Genomic DNA, 16,484 nt, shown 5'->3' on the forward strand with positions numbered 1-16,484 from the left:
CGCCTTACTGCTGCGGCCAGCGGCCGGTTGCGAACAGTTCGGCCAGCAGTGCCTGCGCCGGAGCCGGGTCCAGCCCGCGTGAGGCCAGCCAGTCGTTGTTGCCGTAGGACGCCTCATACCGGTCGCCGGAATCGCACATCAGGGAGACGATGCTCCCGGTCTTTCCTTCGGCTTCCATCGCGGCCGCCAGCTGCCACACACCCCACAAATTGGTACCGGTGGACGGACCGGCATGCAGCCCGGCCAGGTCGAAGAGATGTCTGGCGGCCGCCACCGAAGCGGCGTCGGGAACCTGGATCATGTGGTCGATGACGGCGGGGACAAAACTCGGTTCCAGCCGCGGCCGGCCGATGCCCTCAATCCGCGAGGGGCCGCCAACCGCGGGTACGCCGGGGTTACGCCAGGACGGATAGAACACCGAATTTTCCGGGTCCACCACGGCCAGCTTCGTGGCATGGCGGTGATACCGGATGTAGCGGCCCAGCGTTGCGCTGGTGCCGCCGGTACCGGCGCCAACCACAATCCATTCGGGCACCGGGGACTCCTCCAGCGCCAGCTGCCCATAGATGGATTCGGCGATGTTGTTGTTGCCCCGCCAGTCCGTGGCCCGTTCGGCATAGGTGAACTGGTCCATGTAGTGGCCGCCGCTGCTGCGGGCAATCTCCTCGGCGGCCGCGTACACCTGGGACGGATCGTCCACAAAGTGGCAGGTGCCGTTGTACTGCTCGATCAGCGCGATTTTTTCGGCGCTGGTGGTGCGGGGCATGACGGCGACAAACGGCAGGTCCAGCAGCTGCGCAAAATAGGCCTCGGATACGGCGGTTGAGCCGGAGGACGCCTCAACGATGGTCATGCCGCGGGTAATCCATCCGTTGACCAGTCCAAAGAGAAACAGGGACCTGGCGAGCCGGTGCTTGAGGCTGCCGGTGCGGTGGGTGGACTCGTCCTTGAGATAAACCTTCACCGACCATCCGGCCGGAACCGGAACCTCGAACAGGTGGGTGTCGGCGGACCTGTTGCCTTCGGCCTCGATCCGGCGGATCGCGTCGTCCGACCAGCTGCGGTTCTGTTCCTGGGAATTAATCACCTGATTCAGCCTACAGCCGGGCCCTGCAGGTGAACGAGCTTGTCCGGGTTGCGCATCGCGTACACCCCGCTGACCTGCCCGTCGGCCAGACTCAGCTGGAACACCGTGGTGATGCTTCCATCCTCCCGGAACGCCACCGCGGGCAATCCGTTCAGTTCCACAAACTCCACCACCGCGCCCGCCGCGTATTTCGACGCCAGCCCAAGCATGAGCCGGGCAACCTTCTCCGGGCCGAACACCGGCCGCACCGCGGCGCTGGCCTTCCCTCCGCCATCGGAATGCAGCACCACATCCGGTGCCAGCACATCCAGCAGCGCCTGGAGCTGACCGGTGAGGGTTGCTTCCAGAAAGCGGCCGACGGCGGCCCGGTGCTCAGCCGGATCCGGCAGTGTCCGGGGCGCTCCCGTTCCGACACGTTCCCGGGCCCGGTGCACCAGCTGGCGCACGGCTGGCTGTCCGGAGTCCAGCGTCTCGGCAATTTCCGGATAGCCAAAGCCAAATACGTCGTGCAGGATAAACGCGGCCCGTTCCGGTCCGCTCAGGGTCTGCAGGACCACCAGCATGGCGGTGGACACTTCAGCGGCGGTCACTGCGGCGGCTTCCGGATCCAGGGATCCTCCGGGCGCATGCCCTCCGGTGGGAAGCGGCTCAGGGAGCCACTCCCCCGGATAGTCTTCGCGCCGCCGGGCCGCGGAACGGACGGCGTTCAGCGCCTGCCGGGTGGCTATCCGCGCGAGGTATGCCCGCGGGTTCGCCACCGTCCTGTCGACCGAACGCCAGCGCAGATAGGTGTCCTGGACAATATCCTCGGCGTCGGCCACCACCCCGGTGACGTCATAGGCGATGGTGAAGATCAAACCGCGGTGCGCCAGGAAATCGGCGTCCCGGCTCAGCTCCAAGCTTCCGCCTGCCCCTGCGCCGCCGTCGTTGTCCTCAAACGCGGGCCCCTGGGCCATGTGTACGCTCCGCTCCGTTTGGCTTCGCCGCGGATCCAGCGCAGCGTCATCCGGCAGATGATTTCCTTCTGGACCGCCGCCAGCCTGCCGTGCAGGTGGAAACGGACCGGACTGTCATCCGCACGGACAAACTGCACCAGACCGTCACTGCGGCCCAGACTAACGCACTGCCCGCCGAAACCGCTGTCGTGCCGGATTGGAGAGTCGCTGTCCAGGTTGCGGAGGATATTTCCCGCCGCGTCGGCACCCATCGGCATTGCCGCCGCGCAGCTCATCCGCAGATAGGCGTAGTCCCGGCCGGCGATCACCGCCGCGTCTCCTGCGCCGTAAATCCGTGGCTGGCCGGGCACCTGCAGGGTCGGGTCCAGCAGCAGCCGGCCCGCGGCATCAACCGGCAGACCGCTGACCGAGGCGAGGTCCGGCACACTGAACCCGGCACACCACAGCACGACGCCGGCGTTCAGGGCCGCCCGCGGATCGCCCGGCCACGGCACCGGCGTCCCGTTTCGCTGCTCCACGCCGGCACGGCGCAGGCTGCGGACCAAACCGCGGCGGGCACCAGCGGAGACATGCGGCGCAGGAACATCCGCGGCATGTAGGCTGATGCGCAGGTGAGGGTTGCGGTATGCGGCTTCGGCAGCACTTTCGATGGCGGTGAGGCCGCCACCCACCACCGCCACATGCCCTCCCGGCTCCATAGCAGCCAAGGCCTCGCGGGCCTGTGCCGCACCGGCCAAAGTGCTGATGGACAGGGCTCCGTCGGGGATCTTTGCCTGCCCGGAACCCACCGCGTATACGAGATAGTCGTAGTTCAGCCTGTTTCCTCCCGCAAGCCGCACCGTCCGGGCGGCGGCATCAATCCCGACGGCGGTGTCCGCCACCCGGCGGACTCCCGGATGCAGGAGCGATCCAAAGTCCACAGTGGGATCCTTCCGGGTTCCGGCCGTGTACTCGTGGAGGCGGATCCGTTCCACAAAACGTTCCTCCGGGCTGACCAATACCACATTGAGCTCCGGACGCCCCGTGGCGGCCAGCCGGTTAGCCGCCATGACGCCGGCATATCCTCCGCCCAGGACAACTGCAGTCGTTTCCATGTCCTTCTCCTGTTTTTGTGTTTCCGGCTGCTGCCGGCTCACACATGGGACACCGGCCGCGGCGGATTTGTGACAGGAAGGAAATCGGCCGTGCTCTCAGCCGGCCGCGGCGGCGATCTGCTGCAGTGCGCGGACATGCGCGTCAAAGGCTTGCCTCCCGGCTGGGGTGAGTCCCACCCAAGTCAGCCGTCTGGCGTCCCGCCGGGTCTCCGAGGCGGCCTTGGACAACCGGATGAAACCTGCATCCGCCAGGGTCTTCAGGTGTTTGGACAGGGCGGCGTCCGATAGTCCCAGCCCGTCGCGGAGGACGGAAAAATCCATCGAGTCCACGGCCCGCAGTAAGCCGCAGATCCGCAGCCTGCTGGGGGCATGGATCAGGTCGTTGAACTGCGCCTCAGGCATGGAGCAGCCGGTCCAGTGCCGAGCGGTAGGCCACCGAGGCGAGCCAGCTGACGGCGCCGAAGGCTGCCAGGCTCGTGAAGGCCACGGCCCACCCCGCGCCCAGCGCCACCAAGCCAAGCGAAACGGAGAACAGCGCCAGGCAGACCAGCAGTATTCCTCCCATGGCCATGGCAGCCCCGGGCCCCATGCTCTTGAAGCGGATGCCGGTTTCCCGGTTCAGAAGATGGGCGATGACCAGCACGGCCACCAGCGCCAACCACCCCGAGGTCGGCGGCTGGTAGTTCTCCCCGGGGCTGGCTGTCGCCGCGCCGGCCACCCACCATGCCGCGACTCCGCCGTAACCAGCCAGCAGCACCCGCGGGAGGCGTGTGCTGCCGGCCAAGGCGCGGCGGTCCCCGGACAGTTCATTCAGCCGGGCAGCTGCCTCATCGGCGGAGGGGCGGCCCTGAAAGTCGTTTTCCATAACGGCAAGTCTATGGGTCACTTTCCATGGAGGCAAGAGACTTACACGGTGGCTTCGGGTCGGAAGTTATTTTCCCTGCAGCACGTCTGCCAGCCGGTGCAGCTCGGCGGAAGTATCCAGTGTCATCTTTTCCGCGCTGGCCAGCAGGGCCAGGATATTCTTGGCTCCGGCGTCATTGGAGGCATGGTTGGTGCCCGGCAGCAGGCGTGCCTGGATCCGCACGTAGTTGGTGTCCAGTATCCGCCGCAGGCCTTCCCTCATCAGTTGCCCCGGCCCGCCAAAGACCATGGCGAAGTCCTGCTCCAGCGCCTGGAGGTCGGCGGTGTTCCGGGTCTGCTCGGCGTTCAGCAGCAGGCCGATCGCGGTGCCGGAGGTGCCGGTGCCCAGCGAAACCAGCAATACGCCGTCGTCGTCCCGCGGAAGCGAAAGGCCGAGAGTGTAGGCCACCAGGGCCGGGTCATCGGCGGCCAAACCGCCGTCCACCAGCTCCCGTGTATGTCCGCCCGGATCGGTGTAGGTCACGGCTGGGAAGAACCGCGGAAGGGACCCCGTGGCCCGGGCCGCGAGCGCCATGGGTGCATCGCCAAGCTGGGACTGGTCCAGTCCCCCGCCGGCAAAGTGCAGTGCCTGCGTGTTGGCCAGGTCGCAGGTGGTGACGGCCACGGGAACGGTGGCTTGGGACAGCTTCGCGTCACCGAGGACCTCTTCGAGGAAGTGCTGCAGGGGCTGCGCCGGATACATGGATCCGCCGGGCGGAATGACCGACAAATCCCGCTTGGCGTGCTCCCTGGGGAAAATCGATTTCGCACTGGCGAAGTTCAGGTTCCGCACTTCTTTCGCGCTGTAGGGCGAACCGCCGTCGCGCGGGCAGGTCAGTGCCAGCGCGATCATGCCTCCCACGGACGTGCCGACAATCAGGTCAAAGAGTTCCGATGTCCGCCGGCCGGACCGTTTCTCCAGATGGGTCAGCCACATGATCGGAATGATGCCGCGGACTCCGCCGCCGTCGATGGAGAGGATGCGCAGCATGGTGGCTCCTGAGGGAAAGGAGGGGTGGTCCCAACGTCCGGTTAACCCTGCCCGGGCCGGTGTTGGGGGTCAAGGCCGGTCCGGGCCGGGGGCCTTTCAGCGCCAGTAATTATTGGCAGCGGCTATCGTGGCAAATTCGATGGCCACCACTTGTGAGGCTGCGATCAGTCCGTCCGGGTTGTTGGTATAGGCATCGCGGATGATGGCCTGGACGTGCTCGTCGGGCTGGATGGCAAGGGATGTCTGCAGGGCCAGGCTGATGGCCAGCCGCCGGCCGTCCTCGGGGCTTGTGCACTTGAGGGAGTTGCTGGGAACGAGTTCCATGGTGTGTGTCCTATCAACGTTCGGCCTGGCCTCCCACCTCATTGTGGACGGCACCGGAAAGGGGAACAAGGGTCGGACCTCTGCAACAAGGAGCCCATGATGGATGAGTATCTGGTTCTGCTGCCCGACGACGAAGCAGCCTGGGAGCGCCTGCGCGAGGACGAGCGGGATGCGGTTTACAACCAGCACCGCGAGTTCGCCCGACTGCTGGAGGAGGGCGGGCAGGTGCTGAAAGGAGGCGCGGAGCTGGCCCCGTCCCGGACAGCCAGGACCGTTCGCCGAGTAGCCGGCCGCACTGTCATCAGCGACGGCCCGCCCACCGATGCGGCCGAGCAGCTCACCGGCTACTACCTGGTGGAGACCGGGGACCCCGATGGGCTGGCCGAGGCCTGCGGCTTGCTCGCCTCCACCTCGCCCGTCGAGATCCGCCGGGTTGCGCGCCACGACACCAGCTAGGGGTTACAGGCTTGACGTGGAAACCCAGGGCCCTGAGCGTGGGCGTATGACTCAGTCACCGGGTGCCACGAGGAGCACCGCTGTGACTGCAGTCTCCCCCGAGACCGCCGTCGACTGGGCCTTCTTTCTCTTTAGCGGGATCGCGGCGGGCTGGTTCGCCGTCATGCTCCTGGATGAGAGCCTTCAGCCGCGGCACCTCTGGGTGCTGGTCATATTCTGGGCCGTACTCGCGTATCTGGTGCTGCCAAGAATCCACCGGATCCTGACCCGCATCTACATTCCCGACTACTTCATGGGACGAACCCGGACCAGCGACGGGCTCTTCGGTGACCCGGTGAACCTGGCGTTCCGCGGGCAGGAGGAACAGCTGCGCGGCGCGCTCGAGCGCGCCGGCTGGACGGCGGCGGACCCGGTCACCCCGTCGAGCAGCCGCCGCATCATCATGGCCAGCGTCCTGCACCGCAGCTATGCGGCAGCTCCGGTCAGCCCGCTGTTCCTGTTCGGCCGCCAGCAGGACTTTGCCTACCAGCAGGAAATTGACGGAAACCCCCGCCGAAGGCACCACCTGCGCTTCTGGCGCTGCCCGGACGGATGGCTCCTGCCCGGCGGGATTTCCGTGGACTGGGTTGCTGCAGCAGCGTATGACCGGTCCGTCGGGGTGTCCTTCTTCACGCTCCAGGTCACGCACCGGATCGGCGCAGACATTGATGCCGAACGGGACTACGTCGTTTGGTCCCTGAGGAAGTCCTCCGCGGACCTGCCGGTGCAGGTCATTAAAGGGTTCTCTACCGGATATCACTCTCGCAACGGCGGCGGGGACTCATTCGAAACTGACGGAGACCTTCCAATCGTCAACATGGGCCACACATCCTTGCGGTCCAGCGTCCCACCGTCCCCCGCCGGGAGTTCCGGCCCAAAGCACCGGCGGCCCGGCCCCGTCGTCGTCGGCGCCGTTCTGGTGTTCCTGCGGGCACTTGCCGCACTGGCGGTTGCGGCAGCCTTACTGGCCAAAGACAACGGACCCTGGCGGAATATCCTGCCGGATCCGGCTGCCGTCGATCTGGGCAGCGCCACTCAGACGGTTGGAGTCCTTCTGGTCATCTTCGCCTGCCTGGACGCCTGCATGGCAGTGCTCATTCTTCAGGGAATCAACACGGCGCGCCTAGCCGCGATGAGCCTCAGCGCCGTCGCTGTTGTCCTTCAGATAGTTTCCGTTGTCAGCAGCGGCCCGGATGTTCCCCTGCGGACCAATCTGGCCGGCTATTCACTGGATGTCCTGCTTATTCTGGCCTTGTCCAGCGGCCGGGCCCGGGAGTTCTCGCACCAGCGGCGCAGCAGCCGCAGGCGGAAGCGCAAGCGTGTCCGGGACGCCGTCGGCTAGGGTGGCGGAGACAAAGGGGCGGCTTGCAGATGATCATTACCGAATTTCCGCGGGACCTGCTGATGACCGGTGCGATTTTCGGAGTGGCCGCGTTCATGTGGGCCGGGTGGGCGCAGGAGCGCCCGCCGCGGCACTGGGCCTGGCGCGTCCTGCTCGCTGCCCTGGGCCTCGGGGGTGCGGCTTTGGCGGCCGTCACCATCCCCGCGGCGATCCGCCACTGGGCCGGACCAACTGCGATCGTGTTCGGCGGAACCGCCTTTGCCTGGTACGTCGCAGTGTTCTGGCTGGAGGTCGCCGCGATGATCGCCCTGGTCATTGCGGCCACGCGCAGGAAGCGCAGCGACCTCGTTGCGCCGCTGATCCTCGCGGTGGTTGGCGTCCACTTCATCCCGCTGGCCTGGGTGTTCATGCAGCCGGTTTTCGCCGTTGCCGGAGTCGTCCTTACCGCAGTGGCGGTGACGGCCGCACTGGTGCCGGGCGGGGCCGCTGCGCGCAGCTTCTGGTGCGGGCTGTCCGCCAGCGCACTCCTGCTCGCCACCGGAGCCATCTGCGCCGCCGCCGGATTCGCTGCCCTTTAGCTTCAAAGCCCGGCGATCAGGGGTGCACCTTACCGGTACTGATCTGCTGCGGCTGCCGGTTCCGCTCCACACGCCGGCCGAAGATGAGCCTCGCCATAACCAGAAGAAGCGCCGCTCCGGCGGCCGAACCGATCAGGATCAGCACCACGCCGATTGCGGCGAGTCCTGAATCGTCTGCCCTGGCGCTCAGCGCGAATCCGCCGGCAACACCCAAGCTCGTAGCCGCAACGTTCGCCGGCGCCGGCAGGAAACGCCGCGCGGCAAACACCAAAAGCCCGGCCGAGAGCACAAATCCTGCCACCTGCCACCAAGAGTACGGTCCGCTCAGGCTGCCGGTCACGGGATCAACGTCGTAGGTTGTGTCCCAGCCCAGCCACGCAAACCACAGCCCCAGGGCCGCCGCGGCCACCAGCAGGAAATAGGCCGCCGGCCGGGTGGCGGCTTTGCGTGGCTGAATGGCAGGGGTGGAGGTCATGGCTTTATCGTGCCACGGTTTCCGTGAACGCAAGACGGCGCCGCCCGGACCGTGGAAGCGGTCCGGCGCGGCGCCGTCGTGCAGTGTTCTGTTTCATCTCCCGCCGGGACGGGAGCCGTGCCTTAGAGCTTGGACGCAACCAGGCCGGTGAGGTCCACCAGGCGGTTGGAGTAGCCCCACTCGTTGTCGTACCAGCCAACAATCTTGACCTGGTTGCCCATGACGCGGGTCAGGCCGGAGTCGAAGATGCAGGAGGACGGGTCGCCCACGATGTCGGAGGACACAATCGGATCCTCGGTGTAGGTGAGGATGCCGGCCCAGCGCGGGTCCTGAGCAGCCTTGGCGTAGGCGGCGTTGATTTCCTCGACCGTGGCTTCCTTTTCCAGCGTGACCGTGAGGTCGGTGACGGAACCGGTGGGGACGGGAACGCGGATGGCGAAGCCGTCCAGCTTGCCCTTCAGCTCCGGCAGGACCAGACCGATGGCCGCAGCGGCACCGGTGGAGGTCGGCACCATGTTCAGGGCAGCGGCACGGGCACGGCGCAGGTCGCTGTGCGGGCCGTCCTGCAGGTTCTGGTCCGCCGTGTAGGCGTGCACCGTGGTCATCAGGCCCTTTTCGATGCCGAAGGCGTCGTTCAGGACCTTGGCCAGCGGGCCCAGGCAGTTGGTGGTGCAGGAAGCGTTGGAGATGATGTCGTGGTTCGCGGGATCGTAGTCGCCGTCGTTCACGCCCATCACCACGGTGAAGGCGTCGCCCTTGGCGGGTGCGGAGATCAGGACCTTCTTGGCCCCGGCGGTGATGTGCTTGCGGGCATCGTCAGCCTTGGTGAAGAAGCCGGTGGATTCGATGACGATGTCAACGTCCAGCTCGCCCCACGGCAGGTTGGCCGGATCGCGCTCGGCGAGCACCTTGATGGTCTTTCCCCCAACACTGAGGTTGCCGTCTTCGACGGAGACCTTTTCGCCCAGGCGGCCGGCGACGGAGTCGTACTTGAGCAGGTGAGCCAGCTGTGCGGGATCGCCCAGGTCGTTAACCGCGACAACCTCGAAGCCTTCGCCGTGCTCCAGAGCTGCTCGCAGGAAGTTGCGGCCAATGCGACCAAAACCGTTAATACCGACGCGTACCGTCATGAGGGCCTCCTCAGGCTCGATAAGATTAAATTTAGAGACTAAATTTATTACCTCCTATAATTATGCTGTTATCGCCGCCACACGTCAAAGTCACCACGCCAAAGGGCCAGCCATGGATGCCTCCACCAGTACCCCGCAGCTCCTGCGCCGCACCAACCTGCGCGCAGTGCTCGAGGTTCTCCGCACCGTACCCTCGGCCACCGGCACCGACCTGATTTCCGCCACCGGGCTGACACGGGCCACCGTCATTGCGGTGTGCGATGACCTGATTTCCCGGGGTTGGGCCCGCGAACGCGAGTCTCCGCGAATTGGCGGACAGAAGGGCCGGCCGGCCCGCCGCTTCGAATTTAATGCCGGGGCCGGGCACGTCCTGGGGCTCGACGTCGGCATTGCCACCGTCCGCGTCCTGGTCTCCGACTTGTCCGGCGCCGTCGTCGGCGGGTCCGAGGCCCGGTTCCCCCGGCACGGCGGAGCACCGGAGCAGCGGCGCCGGGTCCTCGCAGCCGCCGTTGACCAGGCACTGGCCGACGCCGGTATCACCTCCGCTGCCGTGCTGTGCGTGGGCATGGGCATCGCCGCCCAGGTAACCGGCGACGGCGCCGTCGCCCCCGGGCAGGAGGTGGCGCCGATGTTCGATCTGGGCCTGCGGAAGGAATTTGGCGAAGGCCGCGGCTGGCCCCTGCTGGTGGAGAACGACGCCAAGCTCGCCGCTTTGGCCGAGCGCTGGCGCGGGGTGGGTGCCGGCGAGAAGAACCTGGCCGTGATCCTGGCCGGCGAGCGCCTGGGCAGCGGCATTATCGAATCGGGGCGGCTCCTGCACGGCGCCTCCGGCGGGACCGGTGCGATGGGTGCGCTTGAGCTGGTGGCCGGGGTTGGCAATGAGGACGGTATCGCCAAGCTGGCCCGATTGTGGGGCAGCGCGGCTTTGAAGGACGGGCACGACGGCGGCATCCGCGCCTTGGTGGGTCCGGCCACCAACCGCGCTTCCGCACGGCTTGTTTTTGAGGCCGCAGAGGCCGGCGACCCGGTGGCTGAGGAAATCCTGGACCGCATTGCCCGGCGTATGGCCCGGGTCCTGGCACTGGTGTCCTCGTTCTTCGATCCACGGCTGATCGTCATCGGCGGCGCCGTGGCCGCGTCAGCTACCGCACTGCTGCCGGTGATGACCGAGGAGCTGGCCCGGTATGTGAGCGAGCCGCCCCGGCTTGCCGTCTCGGACATGGGCAAGATGCTGGTGCCCACCGGCGCCGTGCGCCTGGCCCTGGACTACGTGGAGGCGCACATGCTGGAGCTGGTGCCGGAGGTCCGCCGGCCGGGGTAGATCCTGGCCTGCCACAGCGATCCTGGCCTGCTCAGCGCATCTCTTGGAGACGGAGCAGATTGCCCGCCGGATCCCGGAACGCGCAGTCGCGCATTCCCCAGTCCTGGTCCATGGGTTCTTGGACAACTTCCGCTCCCCCGGCTTCAACCCGGGCAAAGGCGGCATCCAGATCAGCCGTCGCCAGCATCATCCCGGCATAAACGCCCTTGGCCATCATTTCCTCAATGGCACGGCGCTCCCCCTCGGTGATTCCGGGGTCGGCGGCGGGCGGCTGCAGGACAATCGAGGTGCCGGGCTGATCCGGCGGTCCCACCGTGATCCAGCGCATCCCGTCGTACCCAACATCGTTGCGCACCTCGAATCCGAGCACGTCCCGGTAGAACGCCAGCGAGGCATCGGGGTCGGTGTGCGGTAGAAAGGCACAGTTGATGGTGATGTCCATGCTGCTCTCCTTACTGCGGCTGTATCAGCCGCCTTCTCGGTTCCTTATCGGTCGTGTCACGGCCCTGGTGACGCAGAGCGGCATCCCGGCCAGTGCGTTCCGTGCCTGCTGCCGGTATAGGGACGGCGGCAAACCCACCAATTCGGTGAACCGTGTGCTGAAGGTCCCCAGGGACGAACAGCCAACCGCGAAGCAAACCTCGGTGACGCTGAGGTTTCCCCTGCGGAGCAGTGTCATGGCCCGTTCCATCCGCCGGGTCATCAGGTAGGAGTACGGCGACTCTCCATAGGCGCTGCGGAACAGGCGGCTGAGATGCCCGGCGGACATGAATTCGCCGCGGGCGAGCGCCTCGACATCCAGGGGTTTGGCATACTCCCGGTCAATCCGGTCCCGCACCCGCCGCAGCCTTGCCAGGTCCTCCAGCCGCCGGGGCTGGCTGCCTGTCCGCACCGCCGTCGTCGTCATATCCCCACGGCCTGTTCCACGCGCGCCCGGAGTGCCGCTTCTCCTGCCTCCGTCAATGCAGCGGTTAGGGCGTAGGAGACCGGCCATACGCCGCCGGGCTCATCCAGCTGCGCTTCCTCGTTGAAACCAAAGACCGAGTAGCGTCCCTTGTCCATCCCGCCGCTGCGGAAGAAGCAGACAACTTTCCCGGCCCGGGCGTAGGCTGGCTGGCCGTACCAGAGCTTGGGCAACAGTTCCGGGGCCGCGGTGGTGACGAGGGCGTGAATGCGCTCTGCCAGCGCACGGTCCGACGCCGGCATGTCGGCAATTTTCGACAGCACTGCTTCCAGGTCGGCGGCGGCTTTGTCCGCGTTCCTCCCCCGTCCCGATGTCTTGAGCTCGGCCGCACGCTCCTTCATGGCCGCGCGTTCCTCCGCCGAGAATCCGTCATCCCGGACTTCTTTTGGTTCAGTTCCAGCCCCTTGCCGGTTCGCCATGACTTTGCTCCTTCTGCCCCGCTTCCGTAAGTGTGCCTCCACGCTACGGCGAGCAACAGGTCCGGCGCTTCTTGATTCCTGACCGATCCGGGAACGACCGGGAACGACCCGGGACAAAGCGCAGAAGCGTGGCCGCCTGCCCGTACGCCGCTGGGGCGGGTCCTGCGCCGGCGGCGGGATCAGGGACGCCGGGCCGGGCGGCCGGCCCGCTTAGCTGCCGGAGTTTCTTCAAGGTCCTTGCTCCACGCACGGGCATACAGGCTGAGCGCTGCCTCATCCCACAGGGTGACACCAAGACGGTTGAGCAGCTGCCGGCTCTGCGTCATGGCCAGCTGCTGCGCGCTGCGGCTGATGCGGGCCCTGTCGGCACGGTACAGGTAGGTATCGATGCCGTGCACCCAGCGCTTGCGCCAGCTCTCAACTGATGGTTCTGATGCGAGAGCCACCATGATCCGGTGCGCGCCGGCAATCTGCGGGGACACCCGGTCCGTCAGTTTCCTGCGCGACTGCTCGACGTTCAGGCCGACGGACTCAACACAGCCGCCCAAATAGTGGTCCCAGTAAAAGTCCCAGCTAACCGTCCTGCGGTCGGCCCATACGGAGGACCGGGCTCCTCGCATCATGCTGTGGCAAGTGTCGAAGAGAAGGAGCGCTCCCAATGCTGAACGCATGCTGCCGGTGGGGAAGCGGTTGACCGCCCAAATGGTGAGCTCCGACCCCAGCTCGGCAACCTCTCCCATCAGGTGGATCCCTTCAACCCCGCCGTAGCGGGCCAGCATCGCTTCCAGTGCAGCTGGCACCGGCTCACCGCGGGGCGGCGGGATAATGATGGGCTGCGACTGGGAGATCTGCACGGTGCCCACATGCGGGCTGCATTCTTCCGCCAGCGCGTGGGCAAACTTCCACACATGGTCAACAACGTCGGCGGAGGCCACCAGGTACAGCTGCACCTGCGGGTTGCTCTCATCCAGTCCCCGTGCAAAGCCAAATCTGGCAGCACCCCAAATCCGTGCCTGGGCGCTGAGCGGGGCAATGATGTGGCTAACCACCTCGTCCGTGGACTTTATCGTCTCCGGGGCAATGGCCAGGATCCACAGCAGGGTCGTCTCAGCCTGCTGCGGAACAGGTGGGATCCCCGCCCCGGCCCGGCCAGGTCCGTTAAGCGCAGTTTTGCTCATGTTTCCCCCTCATCTGAGCGCCCGCCCGGATCCGTGTTCCACCCGCTGCGTTATGCCCCGGGCACAGTTCCCGGGGGCAGGAAATTGACGTCGTGCAAGGCCGAAAGCCGGACGACCTCATCCGGATCCGTGAGATTGTGCAGCTGGTCGAACAACTGTGACAAGCGCCCGGAGGGGCTGACCCAGAACAGCGACTTGGCTGGTGCTTCAGACCTGTTGAAGTAGGCATGCGCAAGGCCCATCGGCAGCCGGACCGTGTCGCCCGGGCCTGCGGTTGTCCACTCCCCGTCCAGGTAGAGCGTGTAGACGCCTTCAAGGACATAAATGTGTTCATCCTGCAGGGGGTGGATGTGCGGAGGAACTCCGGTGGCTTGGGGGTCATGAGAGAGCCAGGCGAAACTGGTGGGGCTCTCCACTTTCGACTCATAGGTGTGGCCCAGAACATTCCACACCTTGTTTCCCATGGCTTCGCTGGCAAGCGTGATGCCTTTGGGCAGCGAACCAACAATAATCTCCGGGCTGAGCGGGTTCTCCATGGCGGCTTCCTTTGAGGAGTAGTTGGGTGGAGGTCAGCCTGATCCGGGCCAGGCTCCTGCAGGGCCGGACGCAGATCCCAGGAACTCCCGCAGGCCGCTGCAGCCAACCCGCGGGGACGTGGGCTCAGTGTACTGAAAAAAGCCGTATCGTCAGCACTTATTCGCTGTCATTTGCCGGCCGGTCCGAAAGTCACCCGGCTGGCCGGATCAACGGCGGGCTCAGGTACTCATCCCTGACCGTGAACACCGCAGCCGGAGCACCTTTTCCCCGTGTGACTTTCCGGCCTGTGTCCTGCAGGGCCCCAGTCATTTTGCGGGTGAAGTTACCGGCGTCGAGCCTGGCGGTGTTCCAGACCGCCTGATAAACGCGGCGGAGCTGGTTCAGGGTGAATTCTTCCGGCAGGAGGCGCGAGGCCGTGAGCGTGTACTCGATCTTGCCGGCCAGCCGGTCCAATCCGGCGCCGAGGATGTCCCGATGGTCAAACGCCAGGTCCGCGTTGGCAAGAACGTCGTACACAGGCAGCCATTCCGCAGCCGCGGCGTCGCTCCCCGTCGCCAGGTCCGGAAGGGCCCGGCCGTCGGTGGCGAGCAGGGCCAGATGGGCAACGGACGCCACCCGCATCCGGGGGTCCCGCTGGGGCGACGTGTAGGTGGCCAGCTGCTCAACGTGCGCCCGGTGTGCCCCCAGATCCAGCCCGGCCTCTTCCTCCAGCTCGCGCCATGCCGCGGTCAGGGCGTCTTCTTCCGGTAAGACGAAACCGCCGGGCAGGGCCAGGGAACCCTTGAAAGGGTGGGCCCCACGGCGGACGAAAACGGCATGCAGGGTGCCTGCGGTGACAGCGAAGACCACCAGGTCCACAGCCAAGGCAACGGACGGATATTCGCGGGGAACGTAGTCGGTGAGGAACCGTTCTTCTTCTGTGGCCATCAGCTTCCTGCCAGTACCGTCCGGGTGGCCCAGGGCGGGGAGGCGAAGGTGTTCCGCCGGGCAATGATCAGGTCAATGATCTCAGTTGCCGTGGACAGGCGCTGCGCCGGACTGCCGGAAACAAGGATCCAGGAGGCTCCGGCCGCCGTGAGCTCTTCCTGGAACCATTCGGTCATCTCTTCCCGCGGATGGTCAGCCTCGCGCCAGCCGTCGTCTTCGAACGGCACGCCGTCGTGGTCCGTGATGAGGTAGAGATCGCGGCGCGGGATACGGTTCACGGCCAAAAAGGAACCGTAGCTGTGCTCGCCGATGTAGACCCGTTCAAAGAGCGCGGTGGTGATGACATCGGTGTCCGCAATAACCAGGGGGCACCGGTCTGCCGCCTCGTTCTCCATCCGGTTCTGCCGTTCACCGATGATGGCGAAATCTCCGGCGGTCCAGACCATGTCGGCCAGGCCGGCGCCGGGGTTTTCGGCCCGCAGCTCCGCGAACTTGTCATAGGTGAACTGGCGGCCGTATTCCGGCACGTCGGCAAGCCCCGGATACCGGCTCCGGTAGTGCCGGGTCAGGTCGGAGGCGAGAGTGGTGGTGCCGGTGGACTGCGCGCCCACCACGATGATCCGCACTGCCAGGTCCTGCCGTGCAGGGCCGATGATACTGGGCCAGGCTGCGCTGAGGTCATCCCGGCACAGCGTGCCGCTGACCGGATTGGCTGTGCGGTCCCGGTCGACCATGACATGGACGGCCCCGAAATCTTCGGCAAGCTGGCTGCCGTAGTCCTCGGAGCTGAAGACCGCATCAACCGCCGTAATCCCCTTCAGCTTGAGGGCCATCCGCAGCACCTCGTTATGCGCCTTCCAGATGGCCCGGGAGGAGTAATCCACGGGACAGTCGTCCGGCATCCCGATGACCGTGACGTTGGTTCCGTCGAACTCGGCGGCCAGCCATTTCACCCGGTCGTCAAGGTCGATGCTCTCAAAGCGGCTGCCAAGGACTACCACTGCGAGCCGGACGGACTGCTCCGAGGCCTTGGTTATGAGGTGCCGGTGGCCGGCATGCGGCGGATAGAACTTTCCAATGATCACTCCCTGCCCGAAGCGGCTCATGCCGGCACCTTCTGTGGTTCGCCGCTGTGGGTGCCTGCGGACCGGGACCGGGTCCAGCCGACCAGGCCGTAAACGCAGAGGACCGTGAAGCCGATATACAGGATGGCGGTGAGGTTGAGCCCGCGGGAGAAATAGAGCGGGATGCTGACCAGGTCAATCACAATCCATACGTACCAGTGCTGGAAGATCTTTCGGGCCTGCCAATACGTTGCCAGGAGTGAAGCGGCCAGGACAAAGGCGTCCGGCCACGGAACCTGGGAATCGGTACCGTGCGTGAGGATCATGGCAACTCCCACAGTGGCCAGCACCACTGCGCCGAGCCCGCAGGCAACTTCTGTTGTGCTGCCGTCGCGGATGGGGAGGTCGCCAGTGCCGGCCGTGCCTCTGGCTCCCCGGACCCAGTTGTACCAGCCGTACACGGACACCGCGGCGAACACCATCTGGAGCAGTGTCTCCCCGTACAGCCCGGCGCCGAAGAACAGCACCATAAACGCAACGTTGTTCACGATGCCCACCGGCCAGTTCCATGACTTTTGCCGGGCGACGCCGTAAACGCAGGCCGCGCCGGTGACGAACCCGATGATTTCAATCCAGCTGACGGGCGCTCCGAGCAGGGTTGCCGCCGGGGAGTTCATCCAGTCCAGTACCGCGTTCATG

Annotated in this window: 21 protein-coding genes; 4 read left to right on the plus strand and 17 right to left on the minus strand. The window is 66.1% G+C overall.

The window, feature by feature from the left end:
- Window positions 1–4: 4 nt before the first annotated feature.
- From AAE021_RS13465 to AAE021_RS13495, 7 genes are all read right to left on the minus strand, one after another.
- Window positions 5–1,087, minus strand: coding sequence for a PLP-dependent cysteine synthase family protein (locus AAE021_RS13465; RefSeq protein WP_342022848.1), 1,083 nt, complete (start codon window positions 1,085–1,087; stop codon window positions 5–7).
- A 5-nt stretch (window positions 1,088–1,092) separates the two neighbouring features.
- Window positions 1,093–2,043 (minus strand): RNA polymerase sigma factor SigJ, encoded by a 951-nt coding sequence (gene sigJ / locus AAE021_RS13470; protein ID WP_342022849.1) that lies wholly within the window; start codon window positions 2,041–2,043, stop codon window positions 1,093–1,095.
- Window positions 1,977–3,137: an NAD(P)/FAD-dependent oxidoreductase gene (locus AAE021_RS13475; RefSeq protein WP_342022850.1), complete on the minus strand. Its 1,161-nt coding sequence runs from the start codon at window positions 3,135–3,137 to the stop codon at window positions 1,977–1,979. The genes sigJ and AAE021_RS13475 overlap by 67 nt, the downstream gene beginning before the upstream one ends.
- Window positions 3,138–3,233: 96 nt before the next feature.
- The gene (locus AAE021_RS13480) at window positions 3,234–3,539 is read right to left on the minus strand and encodes a transcriptional regulator (RefSeq protein WP_342022851.1); all 306 of its coding nucleotides are present in this window, start codon (window positions 3,537–3,539) and stop codon (window positions 3,234–3,236) included.
- Window positions 3,532–4,002, minus strand: coding sequence for a hypothetical protein (locus AAE021_RS13485; protein ID WP_342022852.1), 471 nt, complete (start codon window positions 4,000–4,002; stop codon window positions 3,532–3,534). Before AAE021_RS13485 ends, AAE021_RS13480 begins: the two co-directional genes overlap by 8 nt.
- Before the next feature lie 66 nt (window positions 4,003–4,068).
- Complete coding sequence (locus AAE021_RS13490; protein WP_342022853.1) at window positions 4,069–5,031, minus strand: patatin-like phospholipase family protein; 963 nt, start codon at window positions 5,029–5,031, stop codon at window positions 4,069–4,071.
- Window positions 5,032–5,127: 96 nt separating this feature from the next.
- A complete protein-coding gene (locus AAE021_RS13495) occupies window positions 5,128–5,355 on the minus strand; it encodes a hexameric tyrosine-coordinated heme protein (RefSeq protein WP_342022854.1) in 228 nt (75 codons plus the stop codon).
- 99 nt (window positions 5,356–5,454) lie between these two features.
- Here AAE021_RS13495 and AAE021_RS13500 point away from each other — a divergent pair, with 99 nt between their 5' ends.
- The 3 genes from AAE021_RS13500 to AAE021_RS13510 all read left to right on the plus strand — a co-directional run bounded on the left by AAE021_RS13500 (window position 5,455) and on the right by AAE021_RS13510 (window position 7,770).
- Window positions 5,455–5,811: a YciI family protein gene (locus AAE021_RS13500; RefSeq protein ID WP_342022855.1), complete on the plus strand. Its 357-nt coding sequence runs from the start codon at window positions 5,455–5,457 to the stop codon at window positions 5,809–5,811.
- 82 nt (window positions 5,812–5,893) lie between these two features.
- Complete coding sequence (locus tag AAE021_RS13505) at window positions 5,894–7,192, plus strand: LssY C-terminal domain-containing protein (protein WP_342022856.1); 1,299 nt, start codon at window positions 5,894–5,896, stop codon at window positions 7,190–7,192.
- 29 nt (window positions 7,193–7,221) lie between these two features.
- Entirely contained in the window at window positions 7,222–7,770 is a 549-nt protein-coding gene (locus AAE021_RS13510; RefSeq protein ID WP_342022857.1) for a hypothetical protein, read from the plus strand.
- A 16-nt stretch (window positions 7,771–7,786) separates the two neighbouring features.
- On the opposite strand, the gene AAE021_RS13515 is transcribed toward AAE021_RS13510, so the two are convergent.
- Entirely contained in the window at window positions 7,787–8,245 is a 459-nt protein-coding gene (locus AAE021_RS13515) for a hypothetical protein (protein ID WP_342022858.1), read from the minus strand.
- Between the two features lie 122 nt (window positions 8,246–8,367).
- On the minus strand, window positions 8,368–9,375 hold the full coding sequence (gap, locus tag AAE021_RS13520; protein WP_342022859.1) for a type I glyceraldehyde-3-phosphate dehydrogenase: 1,008 nt from the start codon (window positions 9,373–9,375) through the stop codon (window positions 8,368–8,370).
- Between the two features lie 112 nt (window positions 9,376–9,487).
- Between gap and AAE021_RS13525 the strand changes: the two genes are divergently transcribed.
- A complete protein-coding gene (locus AAE021_RS13525) occupies window positions 9,488–10,696 on the plus strand; it encodes an ROK family protein (RefSeq protein WP_342022860.1) in 1,209 nt (402 codons plus the stop codon).
- A gap of 31 nt (window positions 10,697–10,727) precedes the next feature.
- On the opposite strand, the gene AAE021_RS13530 is transcribed toward AAE021_RS13525, so the two are convergent.
- The 8 genes from AAE021_RS13530 to pnuC form a co-directional block, all read right to left on the minus strand.
- Window positions 10,728–11,138, minus strand: a complete 411-nt coding sequence (locus AAE021_RS13530; RefSeq protein WP_342022861.1) for a VOC family protein — start codon at window positions 11,136–11,138, stop codon at window positions 10,728–10,730.
- Window positions 11,139–11,162: 24 nt separating this feature from the next.
- On the minus strand, window positions 11,163–11,603 hold the full coding sequence (locus tag AAE021_RS13535; RefSeq protein ID WP_342022862.1) for a helix-turn-helix transcriptional regulator: 441 nt from the start codon (window positions 11,601–11,603) through the stop codon (window positions 11,163–11,165).
- Entirely contained in the window at window positions 11,600–12,079 is a 480-nt protein-coding gene (locus AAE021_RS13540; RefSeq protein ID WP_342022863.1) for a DUF1801 domain-containing protein, read from the minus strand. The genes AAE021_RS13535 and AAE021_RS13540 overlap by 4 nt, the downstream gene beginning before the upstream one ends.
- A gap of 179 nt (window positions 12,080–12,258) precedes the next feature.
- Entirely contained in the window at window positions 12,259–13,257 is a 999-nt protein-coding gene (locus AAE021_RS13545) for a lantibiotic dehydratase C-terminal domain-containing protein (RefSeq protein WP_342022864.1), read from the minus strand.
- Between the two features lie 50 nt (window positions 13,258–13,307).
- Window positions 13,308–13,793 (minus strand): cupin domain-containing protein, encoded by a 486-nt coding sequence (locus AAE021_RS13550; protein ID WP_342022865.1) that lies wholly within the window; start codon window positions 13,791–13,793, stop codon window positions 13,308–13,310.
- Window positions 13,794–13,983: 190 nt separating this feature from the next.
- Window positions 13,984–14,721: an NUDIX hydrolase gene (locus AAE021_RS13555; protein WP_342022866.1), complete on the minus strand. Its 738-nt coding sequence runs from the start codon at window positions 14,719–14,721 to the stop codon at window positions 13,984–13,986.
- On the minus strand, window positions 14,721–15,827 hold the full coding sequence (locus AAE021_RS13560) for an AAA family ATPase (RefSeq protein WP_342022867.1): 1,107 nt from the start codon (window positions 15,825–15,827) through the stop codon (window positions 14,721–14,723). The genes AAE021_RS13555 and AAE021_RS13560 overlap by 1 nt, the downstream gene beginning before the upstream one ends.
- Entirely contained in the window at window positions 15,824–16,483 is a 660-nt protein-coding gene (gene pnuC, locus AAE021_RS13565) for a nicotinamide riboside transporter PnuC (RefSeq protein ID WP_342022868.1), read from the minus strand. Before pnuC ends, AAE021_RS13560 begins: the two co-directional genes overlap by 4 nt.
- Window position 16,484: the final 1 nt, after the last annotated feature.

It is taken from the genome of Arthrobacter citreus (genome assembly GCF_038405225.1).
Classification (GTDB): Bacteria; Actinomycetota; Actinomycetes; order Actinomycetales; family Micrococcaceae; genus Arthrobacter_B; species Arthrobacter_B citreus_A.

Coding starts and splice junctions, on each gene's coding strand:
- sigJ (WP_342022849.1), bottom strand. CDS start 2,043: ATGGCCCAGGGGCCCGCGTTTGAGGACAACGACGGCGGCGCAGGGGCA.
- AAE021_RS13475 (WP_342022850.1), bottom strand. CDS start 3,137: ATGGAAACGACTGCAGTTGTCCTGGGCGGAGGATATGCCGGCGTCATG.
- AAE021_RS13480 (WP_342022851.1), bottom strand. CDS start 3,539: ATGCCTGAGGCGCAGTTCAACGACCTGATCCATGCCCCCAGCAGGCTG.
- AAE021_RS13485 (WP_342022852.1), bottom strand. CDS start 4,002: ATGGAAAACGACTTTCAGGGCCGCCCCTCCGCCGATGAGGCAGCTGCC.
- AAE021_RS13490 (WP_342022853.1), bottom strand. CDS start 5,031: ATGCTGCGCATCCTCTCCATCGACGGCGGCGGAGTCCGCGGCATCATT.
- AAE021_RS13495 (WP_342022854.1), bottom strand. CDS start 5,355: ATGGAACTCGTTCCCAGCAACTCCCTCAAGTGCACAAGCCCCGAGGAC.
- AAE021_RS13500 (WP_342022855.1), top strand. CDS start 5,455: ATGGATGAGTATCTGGTTCTGCTGCCCGACGACGAAGCAGCCTGGGAG.
- AAE021_RS13510 (WP_342022857.1), top strand. CDS start 7,222: ATGATCATTACCGAATTTCCGCGGGACCTGCTGATGACCGGTGCGATT.
- AAE021_RS13515 (WP_342022858.1), bottom strand. CDS start 8,245: ATGACCTCCACCCCTGCCATTCAGCCACGCAAAGCCGCCACCCGGCCG.
- gap (WP_342022859.1), bottom strand. CDS start 9,375: ATGACGGTACGCGTCGGTATTAACGGTTTTGGTCGCATTGGCCGCAAC.
- AAE021_RS13525 (WP_342022860.1), top strand. CDS start 9,488: ATGGATGCCTCCACCAGTACCCCGCAGCTCCTGCGCCGCACCAACCTG.
- AAE021_RS13530 (WP_342022861.1), bottom strand. CDS start 11,138: ATGGACATCACCATCAACTGTGCCTTTCTACCGCACACCGACCCCGAT.
- AAE021_RS13535 (WP_342022862.1), bottom strand. CDS start 11,603: ATGACGACGACGGCGGTGCGGACAGGCAGCCAGCCCCGGCGGCTGGAG.
- AAE021_RS13540 (WP_342022863.1), bottom strand. CDS start 12,079: ATGGCGAACCGGCAAGGGGCTGGAACTGAACCAAAAGAAGTCCGGGAT.
- AAE021_RS13545 (WP_342022864.1), bottom strand. CDS start 13,257: ATGAGCAAAACTGCGCTTAACGGACCTGGCCGGGCCGGGGCGGGGATC.
- AAE021_RS13550 (WP_342022865.1), bottom strand. CDS start 13,793: ATGGAGAACCCGCTCAGCCCGGAGATTATTGTTGGTTCGCTGCCCAAA.
- AAE021_RS13555 (WP_342022866.1), bottom strand. CDS start 14,721: ATGGCCACAGAAGAAGAACGGTTCCTCACCGACTACGTTCCCCGCGAA.
- AAE021_RS13560 (WP_342022867.1), bottom strand. CDS start 15,827: ATGAGCCGCTTCGGGCAGGGAGTGATCATTGGAAAGTTCTATCCGCCG.
- pnuC (WP_342022868.1), bottom strand. CDS start 16,483: ATGAACGCGGTACTGGACTGGATGAACTCCCCGGCGGCAACCCTGCTC.